This is a genomic window from Bradyrhizobium sp. CIAT3101, assembly GCF_029714945.1.
Lineage (GTDB): Bacteria > Pseudomonadota > Alphaproteobacteria > Rhizobiales > Xanthobacteraceae > Bradyrhizobium.
The window spans coordinates 3,030,044-3,045,815 of the sequence record NZ_CP121634.1; the positions used below are offsets into that span (position 1 = coordinate 3,030,044).

Consider the following 15,772-nt stretch of genomic DNA (forward strand, 5'->3'; position numbering starts at 1 on the left):
CGAACGGATGGACGGGGTGCCGGCTTCGAGCGGAGGCCGGCTATCCCGGACCCCGGATGCTGGAGACCGGACGACGGTCTCCGGCGGCATCATCTCTTGAAGATGTAGTGGAGGTAGCGCCAGTAGATGCTCCACTGGTAGGTGAATTTCGACTCCGATCCCTCCTCTTGTCTCACGGTCAAGACGTAGGGCACTTCGGCGAAGCTGAAGCCCAGCTTGCCCGCAAGATAGACCTCCTCGATCAGGACGATGAAGCCTCGCTCGGTCGTCGAGATCCTGGTCCAGGCCTGGGTGCGGATCGCGCGAAAGCCGTTGGTAAAGTCGGTGATCGGGAGGCCCATCACCATCCGGGCAAGCAGATTTCCCGCACGAGAGATCCAGTAGCGCTGCCAGGAAACGCCTTTGACGGTGCCGCCCTTATCGTACCGGGTCGCCTTCACCAGATCGATATGGCGCCGCATCGGTTCGAAAAAGTTGGCGATGAAATGCGGCGCCTGCGTTCCGTCCGCATCCATGACCAGCGCGTACTCGAAACCATTTTCAACCGCGACCCTGCAAAGGGTCCGCTGAGCTGCGCCGTAACCGCCGTTCTGAGCGTGGCGTTCGAGAATGAGCGACGGGAACTTGCGCTGCAACTGAAGCAGGATCTCCCAGGTCTTGTCACTGCTGCCGTCGTCGACGGCGATGATTGCCGTCCGCGTGGGGACCGTGCTCAGGAATGAAGAAATGTTGGTGACGCAGTTCTCGATCGCAGCCGCCTCATTGTAGGTGGGCAGCGCAATACAAAAGCTCGGCAACGTGTCGGCACTTTCCGCCGGGGGGGAGCTCGCAGCACGGGACGAAGCGTCGGCGGGGTCTTGCAAGTGCAGATCTCCAACAGGGCTAACCGATACAGGATCCACTATCCGGCATGCCGGACCTGTGCAGAGGCGCCGTCAGCGGCCCTTCCCATCAGGGCCGCCAGCCGCGGATCAATCCACCGCCGGAATAGAACGAGACAAACCAAGACGGCAAGCCCAATGCCCGAAAATATCTTGCCTATCAAGAATGTCCGGGGGGCATAGCGCATCTCGACGACATGCTTGCCCGGGTCCAGCAGCACGCCCCGGAAGGCCTGATTGACCAGGCCGAGATGGCGCTCCTCGCCATCGACCCAGACCCTCCAGTTCGGGTGCCAGGCATCGTTGAGCACCAGGACGCCCTTTTGCGACACGCTGGCCGAGATCTCGAGCCGGGTATGGTCGTAGCGCGTGATTTCGGCATGCTCGGGTTGGCTCGGAGGCTCCGCATTCGGGCCCAGAATTCCACGCGCTCTTGCCTCCGCTATGAAAACGGGATCGTCGGAGGTCACGACGTCGCGCGGCGACCTGTCGATATCCAGCGGCGTCTGATGTCCTTCGGAAACCTGATGGACAATGAGCGCGCGCGGCAGTGGGTTGGGGTTTTCGACGATCGCAAACTTGGGGTCTTCGTAAATGGTCTTCCAGCCGGAATCCGCCACGAAGTGACGAAGGCGCCCGTACGTCGCCGGCAACACCAGGAACCTGACGCCCAGGAAATCGAGCCCGGGAAGGTTGAGAAAATCGGTGTCAGGCGCCAGCACCAGCGTTGCGAATGTCTCCCAGCGCTGGGCCGGATTGGGCAGGACCAGGCGATTGAAAAGATCCTCATATCGGGGGAACAGCTGAAAGTTCATCGATCCGATCTGATACAATCCATAAGCGCTACCGTATTCCGGCGGAACGCCTGGCTGCCCGTAACTCGCGATCCGGTGCAGGCCGCCCTGCTTTTGCAGGACGCCGATGAAAGGCGCAGGCTCGAGGAAGCGGTCGTACCGCACCGGCTTATAGTGATTCAGGTCGAACGTGAGCTCGCCCCACGAGAGCACGACCAGGCTCGACGCCACGACGATCGAAGCGACCCGTGTTCGTCTCAGAATGATCAGTGCCACGCCTGCCTCGAGAACGGCCAGTGTGACCGCAAGATAGAGCGGCTGCTTGATATTCTCCTTGCCCCAAAGGAGCGTTGTATAAGCGAAAGCTCCTCCAATCACCGCCGCGCCGATCAGCAACGGGATCCATCGCAGTCCGCCATTCTGCAAGCCGTGCAGCCCGAATGCGACGATGATCGCGAAGATCAGCCCGATGCTGATCCATACATATTGTTCACCGAGATTGCCAAGTACCGGCAGCGCATCGACGACCGACGTTACGCCGGCCACTCCGTAGACCCGCCCGATGAGCAACAGGAGCATCGCGCAGAGTGGAATAAGGATGGTTCGCTGAAAAACCGGCCATGGCCGCGCAACCTGGGTCGCGAGCAGGGCGCCGATGATGCCCTGGTGGAATGCGAAGTTGCCGCGCATCGCCGCGAGTTGCGGCGTGGCGGCGACATAGGACTCGAAGGCATGCTTCGGCGTGAAGAGCGAGATCAGGTTGAAGAGGTTGGTCGGGAAGAATTGCCGTTTTGCATAGAAGTCGCCGGTGCCCATGTATTTCAGCGCTTCGAAAATCGGCAGATACACGATTGCAAGCGCGAGCAGCGCCAGCGCGACGCCGCCAAGCTGGCCTGCAATCAACCGTCCGGCAGACCTCGAAATCGAGCCCAGCCCTCGCTCCCGCAAGATTGAATGTCCGACGGACGCGGCCGCGCCGACCAACAGAGCGGTCGCCATTGCCAGGATCGTCGTTGGCAGAAACGTCGTGGCGAGGATCAATCCTGCCCCGCACGAAATTCCCGTCATCTTCAGGGCGCTCGGACGCCGGGCGAAGCTCACCAGCGCCAACGTCAAAACCGGAAAGTAGAGCCATGTCTGCGAGACATTCGAGCCCATATTGGCAACGAAATATCCATTCAGCAGATATGCGACGCCTCCGCCCAGTGCTGCGATGAATGAGAGCCGGAATTCGATCGTCAGCAACACGAGCAGGCAAAAGACGGCGATCAGGTTGAAGAACAGGAAGACGGCATGGAACACCCCGTCGCTGCCGCCAAGAAGCGCGGTTGCGATCGAGAGGGGCGACGTCTTGATATCGACGAGTGTTTCAGGACCATATGAACCGGTCGCCGAATACGGATTCCAGTAGATCGATTGCCCATCGCGAAAACTGCGTCGGACGAATTGTATGCCCGGCTCGGACTGGAATGCCGCACCTCCCGGATCAGTCAGCCCGTCGGCGACGCTGCGGTTCTCCCGCTCGGGAAAAAACCGAACCTTCCTTTGCTGATCATAGGTGATGTTGACGATATTCGCGTTGCTCAGGCTGGCTTTGAAAAAGATGACGTCTGGAAATGCGGCCACGATCAGGCAGATTGCGGCCAGCGCGCAACGTCCGAGAAGTCTTCGGTCGTTTCGATCGGATTCGTGTTTTGCGAAAATTGTAAAAACCGAAAAGCCGCGCCGCCCCAACATTCCGCCTCGATCCGCTTCGCCCTTACGATCGCCGCCAGCGCCAACGTAGCGGCCTTGTGGCACCTCGCGCACCATAGCACGGCCAGGCGGTGAGAGACGGCGGCCAGTGCGGGATTCCAAAAAATCGTGGTCCCATTTGCCCATGGCCATAACGGCCCGATTTGTCAATTCGCTATTTGAGTAGCCAACAGAGCTCTCGCGGAGCGTGCCGTGGAATCGGGGCGCCGCGGTTGCCGCGGCTTCGGCATCGACGGGCCAGGCGCCGGGCAGATGGTGCAAGCAAGTGCATCTCAGTCGGGCTTTTGGCCCCGCATCGTGCTGGATGCAGGCTCGGTCCGGCGTCCCCGAAAGGCAGGTTCCGGAGGCCTTGGGATGGCTCTTTTTGTTCTCTTGATACTGGAGGGTTCGCGGTCTACAGAGGCGTCAAATGCCGAAATTTGCTTGACAAGTGAGCATCATGCATCGCGAGGGCCAGGGTGTGAGTATGAACGGTGAGCCGCGGAGCTCGAGGACAGTCGCCGACTTTTCGAGCCAATGGACGACGTTCCCGGACAATTCGGGCTATTTCGTTTCTATCGATCTGTTCGAGGACTCGCTCGCCGGCTTGCTGAGCTTGAATGATTTTTCGGACAAGCGGGTTCTTGATCTCGGCAGCGGCACCGGTCGCATCGTGCGCTGGATATTGAAGTCGGGTGCGCAGCATGTTTACGCGGTCGAGCCCGCGGAAACGATCGAGATCCTGAAAGAGAACACGCGCGAGCGATCCGAAAGAATTACCTATAAGAACTGCACCGGAGACAAGATCGATATCGACTCCGATGTCGACATCGCGATTTCGCTCGGCGTCGTGAGCTATATCGAGAACCCGCTGCCGACGTTTCGTGCCATCCGCAATGCGTTGCGTCCTGGCGGCCGGTTTTATGTCCTGCTGATGTCGCGGGAAGGAAACGCCTTCTATTATTACTTCGTGCTTCCGCTGCGATGGATGACGACCAAGCTGCCCGATTCCTGGCTGGTGGGCGTATCGAAGTTCTTCGCTGGTTGCGCATCGATCTACGGCTCGCTGTGTCGAGTCGCTCCCTTGCCGATGCATGTCTACTTTCGTTCGGTTTTCATGAAGGTCGCGTGGCATGAACGGGTCATGCTCGTGTTTGACCAGTTGAATCCGACCTATGCGCATTATTATCGGGGGCCAGAGCTGCGGCAGTTGTTCAAAGCTGCGGGATTTACCGACATCAAGATGGTTCACAGGCACGGCTACAGCTGGGCGGCCATCGGAACGCGGCCGTCCTGAACCATCCCACGCGCCAGTCCGATGGGTCCCGTCTTCGGTCCATCGATGCTGGCCGTGGTGAGCAAGCAAGCTGGAGCAGTTGGGGGCTCGATTGCTCTGAGCTCGTCGGCGAGATCAGGAAAAGTCTGAGAATGCCTTGGAGGTGGGACTTCCTGAGTCCGCGGAAAGTAAGCCGCGGCGCCGTCGATATGACCCTGCTTGCGCTGCTGAGCACGGTCGAGGTCTGGCTTCTCGTGCGGGATTTCGGAGTTCGGCTGTCGCAGCCGCCGATCGACGAAAGTCCGGTGGCGCACGCCTATTTCTTCGCCAACCCCGGCGACTTCTCGTTAGATGCCTACATGAAAATCTGGTCTCATGTTGCGATGAGCTCAGTCACGAATTGGCTTCCGGCGTTTCTCTTCAAATACCTCTCCGTCCCGCCCGAGATATTCTACGCGCTCTTCGTCATCTTGCAGGCCGCCGGCCTCAGCTGTGCCTGCTACTATTTCGCGATGACGTTGTTCAAGTCGCGGGGCATCTCCTGGCTGACCGCGCTGTTCGTGCTGATGTGGCGGCCACACTTCTTCAGTCCCGCTCTCATCGGGGGGCTCGACTGGATGCCCTATGCCAATTGGCTCGCGCTGCCCTGCCTCATCATGGCGGCGGCGACGGTGATCGAGGGGCGCCTCGGATCCAGCACGATATGGCTTGCCGTTGGTGCCGCCATTCATCCGATCATGGCGCTGATCGCCACCATGTTCGTGGTCGCCTATGTCCTGACGCAGCGTAGACTGGATTTCAGCACCTTGTTGCTCGCCGCTGGCATGGGGACGGCGGTTCTCCTCGTGGCCTATGTTCCGGGGTACATTTCGACACGCGGACTGGCGACAATTTCGATGTCGGCCAAGGCGCTGTTGAACAACGCGCACATCTATCCGTTGGGGGCCGAGTATCCCTATGGTCTGGCAGCCTTCATCAACGGCATATTCTGGACGGTTGGACTGTTTCTGCTCGGGCTGTCCGGCCTGAACGGCGCGAGCCGCCAGGCGCGCTGGTTCCTGTTCAGCGCGGGCGCGATGACCGGCGTCGCCTGTGCGCTGCATGCTCTTGCGGTGATCTTTCAGTTCGCTCCGGTCATGAATCTGATCCTGTCGCGCGCCTGCATTCTTCTTCTTCTCGTGAGTGTTCCCTTTGTCATGCGGCGAGTGGTGGCTGATCTCGTGAGCGGGTCGGCGCTCCGTGTGATTGCCGCACTGTTACTCCTCTTCAATTGCTGCACGCTCTCGATCCTGGGCCTCGTTGCGCTGTCCTCGTATCCTGCCGGGATCGCCGGGAGCCGTGTCAGAACTGCTTTGGCGTGGCTGGGCAGCGCTGTCGCCTCCGTGACGTCAGCCATTCTGCTCGTTCGTCATGTGGCCGGTTATTCGACAGCCGTTGATCACAATGTGCTGTTCTGGATGGGGCAAACCATCGGCTGGATGCTGACGGAAAACAGGCTCAATCTGTTCAGATGGGATCTGGTGATCTCATGCGCTGCGATGATCGCGCTGGCGAGCATCCTTGCCCGGACCTCCTGGGGACAGGATCTGATCGCATTGCCTGCAAGGAAGATTGTCGAGTTTCGCGTGGCAGTTGCCGTCGTGGCCTGCGCCCTCATCGTCGCGATGTCGCTGGACAACGATGCTATGGGTCTGACGGAGACGACGGGTGAACATCGTGACCTGTACGACGCGCAGGTCTGGGCGCGCGATCATACCCGGCCTGGATCGGCTTTCATCAACACCGGGTTGGCGCCATTGGCCTGGCGCGGGGTCAGCAGGCGTCAGACGATCGTGACCTATGCTGTCGGAAACGTCTATGTTTCGACGCCCGAGGCGCAGAGCTACAACGCCCGGATGGCCGACTTCAAAACGCAGAACATGATCGTCGATGATTCAGAAGGCTGGGCCAGGCTTGATGAAAAGCAATGGCGAGCGTTCAAAAGCGAGTTTGGTGGAGATTACCTGGTCCGCAAAGCCGGTTGGAATTCGCTGTCGTTTCCCGTCGTCTTTGCGAACCACTCGTTCGTGATCTACAGGCTTGATGGCTAGAGCGAACGAGTTCGATGTGTCGCTCGGCACCTGCGCGGGCTCCGCAAGGGGCGGCCGCGCGGATGCCTACACCACCTTGGCCTGCCTGAGTTTTGCGATTTCGTCGGCATCGAAACCGAATTCGGCGAGCACCTCGTCGGTCTGTTCGCCGAATTCCGGCGGCCGCGCCACCATCTTGCTCGGTGTGCGCGACAGCGTCACGGGCTGACCGACCAGGCGGATGTGGCGGTCCTCGTCGTTCGGCACGTCCTGGGCGATGCCGAGATGCCTGACCTGCGCATCCTCGAACATCTGGTCGATGGCGTAGATCGGCCCGCAGGGCACGCCGGCTTCGTTGAATTCGCGGACCCAGGTCTCGGTCGACTTCGTCACCGTGCGCTTCTCGATCTCGGCGTTGAGCGCATCGCGGTTCTTGGAACGGGCAGGGGCTGTCGCATAATCGGGATGGCTGTAGAGCTCCGGCGCGCCGATCGCCTGCGCGCAGCGCTCCCAGATACGCCCGCCCGTCGTGGCGATGTTGATGTAGCCGTCCGAGGTCTTGAACACGCCGGTCGGGATGCTGGTCGGATGGTTGTTGCCGGCCTGCTTGGCGACTTCCTTCTCCATCAGCCAGCGCGCGGCCTGGAAGTCGAGCATGAAGATCTGGGCCTGGAGCAGCGAGGTCTGGACCCACTGGCCTTTGCCCGAAACCTCCCGCTCGAGCAGCGCGGTGAGGATGCCCATGGCGCAGAACAGGCCGGCGGTGAGGTCGGCAACGGGAATACCGACCCGCATCGGGCCCTCGCCCGGCGCACCGGTGATCGACATCAGCCCGCCCATGCCCTGTGCGATCTGATCGAAGCCCGGCCGCTTGTGATAGGGGCCGTCCTGGCCGAAGCCGGAGATGCTGCCATAGACGATGCGCGGGTTGATCTCGCGCAGGCTCTCATAGTCGATGCCGAGCTTTTTCTTCACATCGGGCCGGAAATTCTCGACAACGACGTCGGCCTTGGCCGCAAGGCGCTTGAAGACGGCGAGCCCGCGCTCGTCCTTCAGGTTCAGCGTCATGGCCCGCTTGTTGCGGTGCAGATTCTGGAAGTCGGAGCCCCGCCGCGGTCCGCCCGGCTGCTCACCGCCGGAATCCTCGGTGAGCGCGTCGATCTTGATCACCGTGGCCCCCCAGTCCGCGAGCTGGCGCACGCAGGTGGGCCCGGAGCGGACGCGGGTCAGATCGAGCACGGTGAAGCGCGACAGGGCTTCCGAGGCATGCGGAAAGGGCATTTTGGGCGGCTCCGGGAACAGATTGCGGGCCTACCATAGTGCCGAAACATCATGCGGCAAGTCCGGCCCGGCGCCGATGCCGTCTGCCAAAATGCTGGCCTCGTGCTGCCTGGGTCCCTTGGAGCGATCAGCGCGCCAAGCGCTTCAGCTCGGCGCGTGCCTTCTCGGCCAGGGGGGCGTCGCCGTGGCGCGCGATGAACAGCTCGAACGCCTCCGGGGTCCCCTTCTGGCGGGCAAGCTCGTATTCCTCGGCGACGGCTGCCGAAGGGGCGCGGGCCGGTGGAACCGAGGGCGCGCGCAGCGCGTTGCTGCCGTCGTCCGCATTGGCTTTTCCGACCATGACAGGCACTCCTCCGAGGGGTAGGTGATCCATCCCGGCGAATGTCACCAGGGCACCGAAAAAGCCGGCCGAGAGCAGGCGTAGTTTCATGATTGCCCTTTATAATCATGGGTGGGGCAGCTGGAACCGGCCTTGTGGTCGTTGCCCGTATAAGTACTGAATCTGGCTCCTCACACGGCATTATGGAAGAGGTCTGGCCGCATCGCCAAATTTAAACCAAACGTGTGTTTCTGAAGATAGAATCAACCGTCCGCGCCCCGAATCGACCGGGGGCTTGCTGCTCCGGAGATACCCTTGGCCACCTCCGTCAACGTTAGTGCGACCAACAACGCAGACATCGACGGCCTGCTGGCGGGTACCAAATGGTCCGGCACGATCAGCTACAGCTTCCCCACGTCGTCCAGCACCTATGCCAATCCCTACTCCGGCGGCAGTGGCGAACCGACGACGTCGGGCTTTTCGGCTGCGCCGACCCAGATGCAAGCGGCGATCAACTACGCCATTGCGCTGATCCAGAGCTACACCAACGCCAGCATCACGTATAACGGCTCGGGCTCCGCCGACATCATGGTCGCGCAATCGCCCGCGGCCAATCCGACCTCCTACGCCTATTACCCCGGCAACTACGCGGCCGGCGGCGACGTCTGGTTCGGCACGCAGTACGACTACACGCAGGCACAGCTCGGCAACTACTATTTCACGACGGCTCTGCACGAGCTCGGGCATGCCATGGGCCTCAAGCATAGCCAGGAGACCGGCGGCGTCGCCAATGTCGCGGTGCCGAGCGCGCATGACGACAGCGAATACACCGTCATGAGCTATCGCAGCTATGTCGGTGGGCCCCTGACCGGCTACACCAATGAAGCCTACGGATATCCGCAGACCTATATGGCCAACGATATCCTCGCCCTGCAGACACTGTATGGCGCGAACTACAATACTCAGAGCGGCAACACCGTCTACACCTGGAGCCCGACGACGGGGCAGGAGTTCATCAACGGCGTCGGGCAGCTCGCGCCGGGTGGCGGCGTCGGCGGCTCGGCCAACCGCATCTACGACACGGTCTGGGACGGCAATGGCGTCGATACCTACGACCTGTCGAACTACACGACGAATCTCACGATCAATCTCAATCCCGGCGCTTCGTCGGTGTTCTCCACCACGCAGTTGGCCTATCTCGGCAACGGCCATTACGCCGCCGGCAACGTCTACAACGCCTATCTCTACAATGGCGACGCGCGCTCCTATATCGACAACGCCACGGGCGGCTCCGGCAACGACATCATCATCGGCAATGCCATCGCCAATATCCTGAAGGGCGGTGCCGGTAACGACACAATCACCGGCGGTGGCGGCAACGACACCATCGACGGCGGTCCCGGTACGGATACGGCGGTGTATTCGGGCAGCCGCGCGAACTACGGCATCGCCTACAATGCGAATTCGCAGACATTTACATTCACGGATCTACGTTCGGGTTCGCCCGACGGCACCGATACGGTCACCAACGTCGAGAATTTTCAGTTCGCCGACGGGACGATCTCGAGCGCCTTGCTGATCAGCCAGCTCCTTCCCCCGGTCGTGGTCGAGGCGGTCGGCGTCACCAGCCTGGTGGAGAGTGGCGGTAACTATCTGCTCAATCCGACGGCCGGCGGCAGCGGGCCGGTGCTGAAATATCAGGGAGCAGCCGTCACGGTCGGCGAGTTCAGCGGTTACACGCCGCTCGGCGTCGAGCAGACTTCAACCGGCTACGAGGTGGCGTGGAAGATGGCTGGCGCCGACCTGTATTCGGTGTGGAGCACCGATAGCAGCGGCAATTATACCGGAAATCTGTACATGCCTGGTTCCGGGTCCAGTGCAGCGTTCGAAGCGCTGGAGTCAAGCTTTCATCAGGACCTGAACGGTGACGGCACAATCGGCCTGGCGGCTATTGTCGGCACTGTGACCGAAGCGTTCGGATCGACCAGCCTGGTGCAAGTCGGTCAGAATTTTTATCTCGACGACATCAGCACCAACACCGGCCCAACGTTGAAATTTGGCGGAGTGGCCGTGGTCGCCGGTCAGTTCGGCGGTTACACGCCGATTGGTGTCGAGCAGACTTCGACCGGCTACGAGGTGGCCTGGAAGGTCGCGGGCGCCGATACGTATTCGGTGTGGAGCACCGATAGCAACGGCAACTACACCGGAAACTACTATCAGCCCGGTCCCGGCTCCGGCGCAGCGCTGGAAGCGCTGGAGCCCAGCTTCCATCAGGACCTGAACGGTGATGGCGTGATCGGCGTTCCGGTGCCTGCCGGCACCGTGGTTGAGGCACTGGGATCGACGAGCCTGGTGCAGGCCGGTCAGAATTTCTATCTGAAAGACATCAGTGCCGGTACCGGCCCGACGTTGAAATATGGCGGGGTGGCTGTGGTCGCCGGCCAGTTCGGCGGTTACACGCCCATCGGTGTCGAGCAGACTTCGACCGGCTACGAGGTGGCCTGGAAAGTCGCGGGCGCCGATACGTATTCGGTGTGGAGCACCGACAGCAACGGCAATTACACCGGAAACTCCTATCAGCCTGGTCCCGGCTCCAACGCGGCGCTCGAAACGCTGGAGACAAGCTTCCATCAGGACTTGAATGGTGATGGTGTGATCGGCGTGGCGACTATTGTCGGCACTGTGATCGAAGCGCAGGGGGCAACGAGCCTCGTGCAGGTCGGTCAGAATTTCTATCTGAAAGACATCAGCACTGGTACCGGCCCAACGTTGAAATATGGCGGGGCGGCCGTGACCGCCGGTCAGTTTGGCGGTTACACGCCGCTCGGCGTCGAGCAGACTTCAACCGGCTACGAGGTGGCGTGGAAGATGGCCGGCGCCGATCTGTATTCGGTGTGGAGCACCGATAGCAGCGGCAATTATACCGGAAATCTGTACATGCCTGGTTCCGGGTCCAGTGCAGCGTTCGAAGCGCTCGAGGCAAGCTTCCATCAGGACCTGAACGGTGACACCGTGATCGGCGCCCATGCAAATATCCCCGATCCGAATGCTGCCGCCGTTTCCGGTCCCGGCCTGCTCGCAAGCCATTGGCACATTGTCTAGATCCGACGGGACCACCGATCGGCACTGCCGATAGGGCCGATCTTGTTGCATGCCCCTGGGCGGACGACCATCATGGGGCGTCTTTTGTTGCGGTCGGCCCGTAAACGGATATAACGGCCCGGTGAGGGTATTCCATTGCAGAAGCAGCAAATCGTCATTTTTGGTACAGGCGAAATTGCGGAACTGGCAGATTTCTATTTTTCACAAGATTCACGCTACGAAGTAGCGGGCTTTACCGTCGATGCTGCGTTCCAGAAGCAGTCGGAATTTCGCGGCCGGCCGGTCGTGGCGTTCGAAGACGTCGCTACGAAATTCGCGCCCGAAAGCAACGATATGTTCGTCGCTGTCAGCTACGCGAAGATCAATGCGGTTCGGGCCGAAAAGGTCGCGGCCGTCCGCGCCAAGGGTTACCGGCTTGCGACTTATCTGAGCAGTCGCGCCACGGTGTTTCCCGGGTTCGAGGCGAAGGAGAATTGCTTCATTCTGGAAGACAATACGATCCAGCCATTCGCGACGGTCGGCGCCAACGTGACGCTCTGGAGCGGCAACCATATCGGCCATCACTCGACCATCGAGGACGACGTCTTTCTGGCGTCGCATGTCGTGGTGTCCGGCGGCGTGCGGATCGGGCAGGGGAGTTTCGTCGGCGTCAATGTCACGATCCGCGATCACGTCACGATCGGCAAGAAGTGCGTGCTTGGCGCCGGGGCCTTGGTGCTGGAAGATCAGCCGGATTTTTCAGTCGTGGCACCGCGCGGAACCGAGCGCTCGGCGGTACCGAGCACACGCCTTAGAAATTTGTGAGACCAGGAATGGCCTGGCGGCGTCTCGGCCAAGTCTTCGCTCCCGACGGCAAATCGCCCTGGGCGCATAGCCATGCCGCGCTTCCGGCGCCTGTCCACCTCGCGGGCGACATCTTTCGCTTTTTCTACAGCTCGCGCGATACGGATAGACGTTCGCATGTCGGATGGGTGGACGTCGAAGTCTCTGATCGACCGCGCGTCGACGCCGCTGCACATGCGCCTGTGATGGCGCCGGGTGAGGACGGCGCCTTCGACGACAGCGGTGTCGGGGTCGGTTGCGTCGTCAAAACAGCAGACGGTTTTTCACTGTATTACATGGGCTGGAATCTCGGCATTCGTTCGCCGTGGCGGAATGCAATCGGATTGGCGCAATCGCAGACGCTGTCGAGGGCGTTCGATCGTTTTTCGCCGGGGCCGATCCTCGATCGTTCGCCCGAGGACCCCTACACCCTTTCTTATCCAAGCGTATTGCGGCTCGGACCCGGCGACTGGTGGATGTGGTACGGCTCCAACCTTGCGCCCGCCGTCGGCAATGCAGACATGCAGCATGCCATTAAGGTCGCGCGTTCCAGAGATGGCGTTCGCTGGACACGTGATGGCACAGTTGCCGTCGGTTTTGCGACGGCCGCGGAATATGCGCTCGCACGTCCCAGCGTCGTGCAGATCGGCGAAAAGCTGTTGATGTGTTTCGCCTGTCGTGGCGAGCGCTACAGTATCGGTGCGGCATCGAGCCATGACGGCTTGAACTGGACGCGGCTTGACGAAGCGATGGGACTGAGCCCGTCAAGCAGCGGATGGGATAGCGAGATGACCTGCTATCCGGCCCTGTTCTGGCATCGGGAACGGCTTTGGCTCGCTCATAACGGCAACGGCTATGGCGCGACCGGTTTCGGCCTGGCGGTCTGGGAAGGCGAACTTCCACTCTAGGGCGTGCTTCAACCAGGTAGCGGCATGCTTGCCGGGAAGTCGGCTTCGCCCTTTCGAGTTGTACTCTAATCGGGTACCCGGCCCATACCCATCATGACGACGCCGAGGCCGGTTCGGTAAAACAGTCTCTGGATCAGGAAGAGGGGGTACAGCGTCACCCGGTTCAGAATGATCCGTACCCAGGAGGGAAACACCGTCTTCCAGGGTATTTCCCGGATGCCACTCGTCTCGGTCTGCTCTCTCTGGCTCTCGTTTTTTTTCGCGGCCGCGCCGCTGCGGATGATCATCCACAGACTGACCTTGAACAGCATGTTGATGGTGGGAACGCCAACCGACCAGACCGAGGTCTGGTCCAGATTGGCCTTGCGCAAAACCGCGTCCAGGTCGTCGCGGTCATAACGGCGGAAATGGCCGACGGTCTCGTCTTCCAGGGACCAGTGGTCGCGACGTCCGGGAACCCCGAGGATGATGTTGCCGCCCGGTTTTACAAACTTCGCGATCTTCTGCAGGAACGCCACATCGTCCTCGATGTGCTCCATGACCATGTAGCTGATGGCAAGGTCCACCTTGACGAAATCGTCGGGCAGGTCGTGCAGGTCGCCAAGTTTCAGCCGGTATTTGCCCTGCTGGATGTAGGGATCGAGCAGCGTCGCGGCGACTTCCAGCGCGCGCTCGGAAAAATCGATTCCGACGCCGGTGAGGCCTTCATCGCATAACAGCTTGGAGAGATCGCCGCCACCGCAGCCGACATCGAGAAAGGTCGCCCCGCCGCGTTGCCTGAACGCGTCGCGAAGCGCCTCCTGAGTGCAGAAGCTGCCGGGCGGGTTGATCCGTACGAATTTCATTTTGGTGATGTCCCTGGGAGCCGGTCCTGCTCAGCATGTTCTGCTGCTTGCATGTTGCGACCAAAATGGTTCCGTCCGGCGTACCCGCTATGACTTCTTGCTGCGCGACGCCAGATATCCGGTAACTGAGCCGGGCGTACGGACCTCATATCCCAGCAATTTGCGGAGCTGAGCGTCGGTCGTGAATTTCTCGCCGAGTGCGGCCGGCAAATCGATTTGTTGGCGCAGCAGCGGGATCGTATAGACGTGATTGACGGCGCGTCGCGGCCGATCGGTCGTGTTGACGCTGCCGGTGTGAAACATCATGCAATCGAGAATGATGAAGGAGCCGGCCGGCGCCACCACGGTGACCGCTTCGCTCGCCAGGAAACGGTCCGACGGAAAGGCCTCAAGCCGATGCGAAGCGGGCAACACCTGGGTTGCGCCGTTCTCGATCGTGAAGGCATCCAGGCAAAACAGCGCGTTGATCGCAAGCGGGCGGGACGAGACGAAGTGCTGATACGGCAAGTCGCGATGCCACGCACCTTGATTGTATCGTTCGGCGTGCGGCGGATTGATCACGCCGTTCTGCTGATTGAGGATGCTGTAGCCGGTAATCAGCCGATTGCAGATCTCGAGTATGGTCTTGTTGGTGGCGAGTTCGAGAAATAGCGGCTCATAAGCCATCGGCAATCTGACGGTGTTATGCTCGTCGAGCGCCTTCAGGGCCTCGATGCCGCCGTGTTCGGCGTAGTGACGCTGCCGCGCACGTTCGAATGCATCCGATAAACTGCCAAGCCAGCCCGAATCGTAGCCGCCATCGATCACGGCGTAGCCGAGCTGCCGGATCGTTTCACAGGCATACGCGATGTCTGTCTCCGAGGCGGTTTGCTCGATAACGCCGTACCGTTTGGAATTGGCCGGTTGCATGTGACCTCGTGCTGCTTCCGGATACGTCAGGCCGCCGGGACGGAGTAAAGATTCACGAAGGCGGCCAGCCGTCCGTCGGTCCGGGAAAAGTCGATAACCTGATCGAGGTCGACGTCCTCCACACCATGATAGGTGCGCCCGTCGAACAGGACCAGCGCGCCAAAGCCGGCATCGGTTTCGAGGTCGATGCGTTGCTTGTTGCCGTCATAGATGACGCCGCCGCCGGTGAAGAAGTCGGTATTCTTGCGGCTGAGAAGCACGCAGATCTGATAAAACGGTTTGGCGATCTCGGCACTGATGACCTGCGGAAAATGCGTGTCCCGATGCGTCGCCATGAAACCGCCGCCGCGCGGATAGTGATGGACCCGGCAGGCGTCCCAGAAACGTTCGCGTTCCGGATCGGACCCGAACGACAGGTCGACGCCCATCAGCTTGTTTCGGATCTGGATCATGGTCTTGAACAGCGATCCGAGCGCCGGGTAATTCTTGTCATTCGCGTCGAAGTAGATCGACTGCAAATTCTGGGCGTAACTCTCGCCAAGACCGTTGCTCGAGCCGATCGCAAGTTTTCTCCAAGGCTCGCTTGCGAGCGTGGTGTAGTGGAATTTCTCGCGCGTGGGATGCAATTTGGACGCCTGCAGGCAGCGTACATATTCGGCCCGGGCTTGCACGCTCGTCTGAGCGATCTCCGGATCGCGAAAAATCATGTATCCGTTCGAGTTCAGTTCGCGATCAATCTCGGCGGGATCGATTTCGGCTATGTTCATCTTTCAGTACCTCGGCTCGGAAGAGCCTGCATCCAGGCAGTCGTTGCCTCGCAAGATCAGCCCTT

The 15,772-nt window shown here is 60.7% G+C and carries 12 protein-coding genes; 5 read left to right on the forward strand and 7 right to left on the reverse strand.

The window, feature by feature from the left end:
* Nucleotides 1–89 precede the first annotated feature (89 nt).
* Nucleotides 90–863 carry a glycosyltransferase gene (locus tag QA645_RS14190; protein ID WP_283050942.1) on the reverse strand — a complete coding sequence of 258 codons (774 nt, stop codon included), beginning with the start codon at nt 861–863 and terminating at the stop codon, nt 90–92.
* A 38-nt stretch (nt 864–901) separates the two neighbouring features.
* Entirely contained in the window at nt 902–3,691 is a 2,790-nt protein-coding gene (locus tag QA645_RS14195) for a YfhO family protein (RefSeq protein ID WP_283050943.1), read from the reverse strand.
* Between the two features lie 178 nt (nt 3,692–3,869).
* Between QA645_RS14195 and QA645_RS14200 the strand changes: the two genes are divergently transcribed.
* Nucleotides 3,870–4,706: a class I SAM-dependent methyltransferase gene (locus QA645_RS14200; protein WP_283050945.1), complete on the forward strand. Its 837-nt coding sequence runs from the start codon at nt 3,870–3,872 to the stop codon at nt 4,704–4,706.
* A gap of 188 nt (nt 4,707–4,894) precedes the next feature.
* A complete protein-coding gene (locus tag QA645_RS14205; RefSeq protein ID WP_283050947.1) occupies nt 4,895–6,775 on the forward strand; it encodes a hypothetical protein in 1,881 nt (626 codons plus the stop codon).
* A gap of 66 nt (nt 6,776–6,841) precedes the next feature.
* Here QA645_RS14205 and QA645_RS14210 read toward each other — a convergent pair whose 3' ends face one another.
* Nucleotides 6,842–8,035 carry a CoA transferase gene (locus QA645_RS14210; protein WP_283050949.1) on the reverse strand — a complete coding sequence of 398 codons (1,194 nt, stop codon included), beginning with the start codon at nt 8,033–8,035 and terminating at the stop codon, nt 6,842–6,844.
* 127 nt (nt 8,036–8,162) lie between these two features.
* Nucleotides 8,163–8,375, reverse strand: coding sequence for a hypothetical protein (locus QA645_RS14215; protein ID WP_349253178.1), 213 nt, complete (start codon nt 8,373–8,375; stop codon nt 8,163–8,165).
* A gap of 294 nt (nt 8,376–8,669) precedes the next feature.
* Between QA645_RS14215 and QA645_RS14220 the strand changes: the two genes are divergently transcribed.
* The 3 genes from QA645_RS14220 (at nt 8,670) to QA645_RS14230 (ending at nt 13,186) form a co-directional block, all read left to right on the forward strand.
* A complete protein-coding gene (locus QA645_RS14220; RefSeq protein ID WP_283050953.1) occupies nt 8,670–11,456 on the forward strand; it encodes a M10 family metallopeptidase C-terminal domain-containing protein in 2,787 nt (928 codons plus the stop codon).
* A gap of 135 nt (nt 11,457–11,591) precedes the next feature.
* A complete protein-coding gene (locus tag QA645_RS14225; protein WP_283050956.1) occupies nt 11,592–12,260 on the forward strand; it encodes an acetyltransferase in 669 nt (222 codons plus the stop codon).
* An 8-nt stretch (nt 12,261–12,268) separates the two neighbouring features.
* Nucleotides 12,269–13,186, forward strand: a complete 918-nt coding sequence (locus QA645_RS14230; RefSeq protein ID WP_283050958.1) for a hypothetical protein — start codon at nt 12,269–12,271, stop codon at nt 13,184–13,186.
* A 65-nt stretch (nt 13,187–13,251) separates the two neighbouring features.
* Here QA645_RS14230 and QA645_RS14235 read toward each other — a convergent pair whose 3' ends face one another.
* The 3 genes from QA645_RS14235 to QA645_RS14245 form a co-directional block, all read right to left on the reverse strand.
* The gene (locus tag QA645_RS14235; RefSeq protein WP_283050959.1) at nt 13,252–14,031 is read right to left on the reverse strand and encodes a class I SAM-dependent methyltransferase; all 780 of its coding nucleotides are present in this window, start codon (nt 14,029–14,031) and stop codon (nt 13,252–13,254) included.
* 87 nt (nt 14,032–14,118) lie between these two features.
* Nucleotides 14,119–14,940 (reverse strand): phytanoyl-CoA dioxygenase family protein, encoded by an 822-nt coding sequence (locus tag QA645_RS14240; RefSeq protein WP_283050962.1) that lies wholly within the window; start codon nt 14,938–14,940, stop codon nt 14,119–14,121.
* A gap of 26 nt (nt 14,941–14,966) precedes the next feature.
* Complete coding sequence (locus tag QA645_RS14245; RefSeq protein WP_283050965.1) at nt 14,967–15,707, reverse strand: hypothetical protein; 741 nt, start codon at nt 15,705–15,707, stop codon at nt 14,967–14,969.
* Nucleotides 15,708–15,772: the final 65 nt, after the last annotated feature.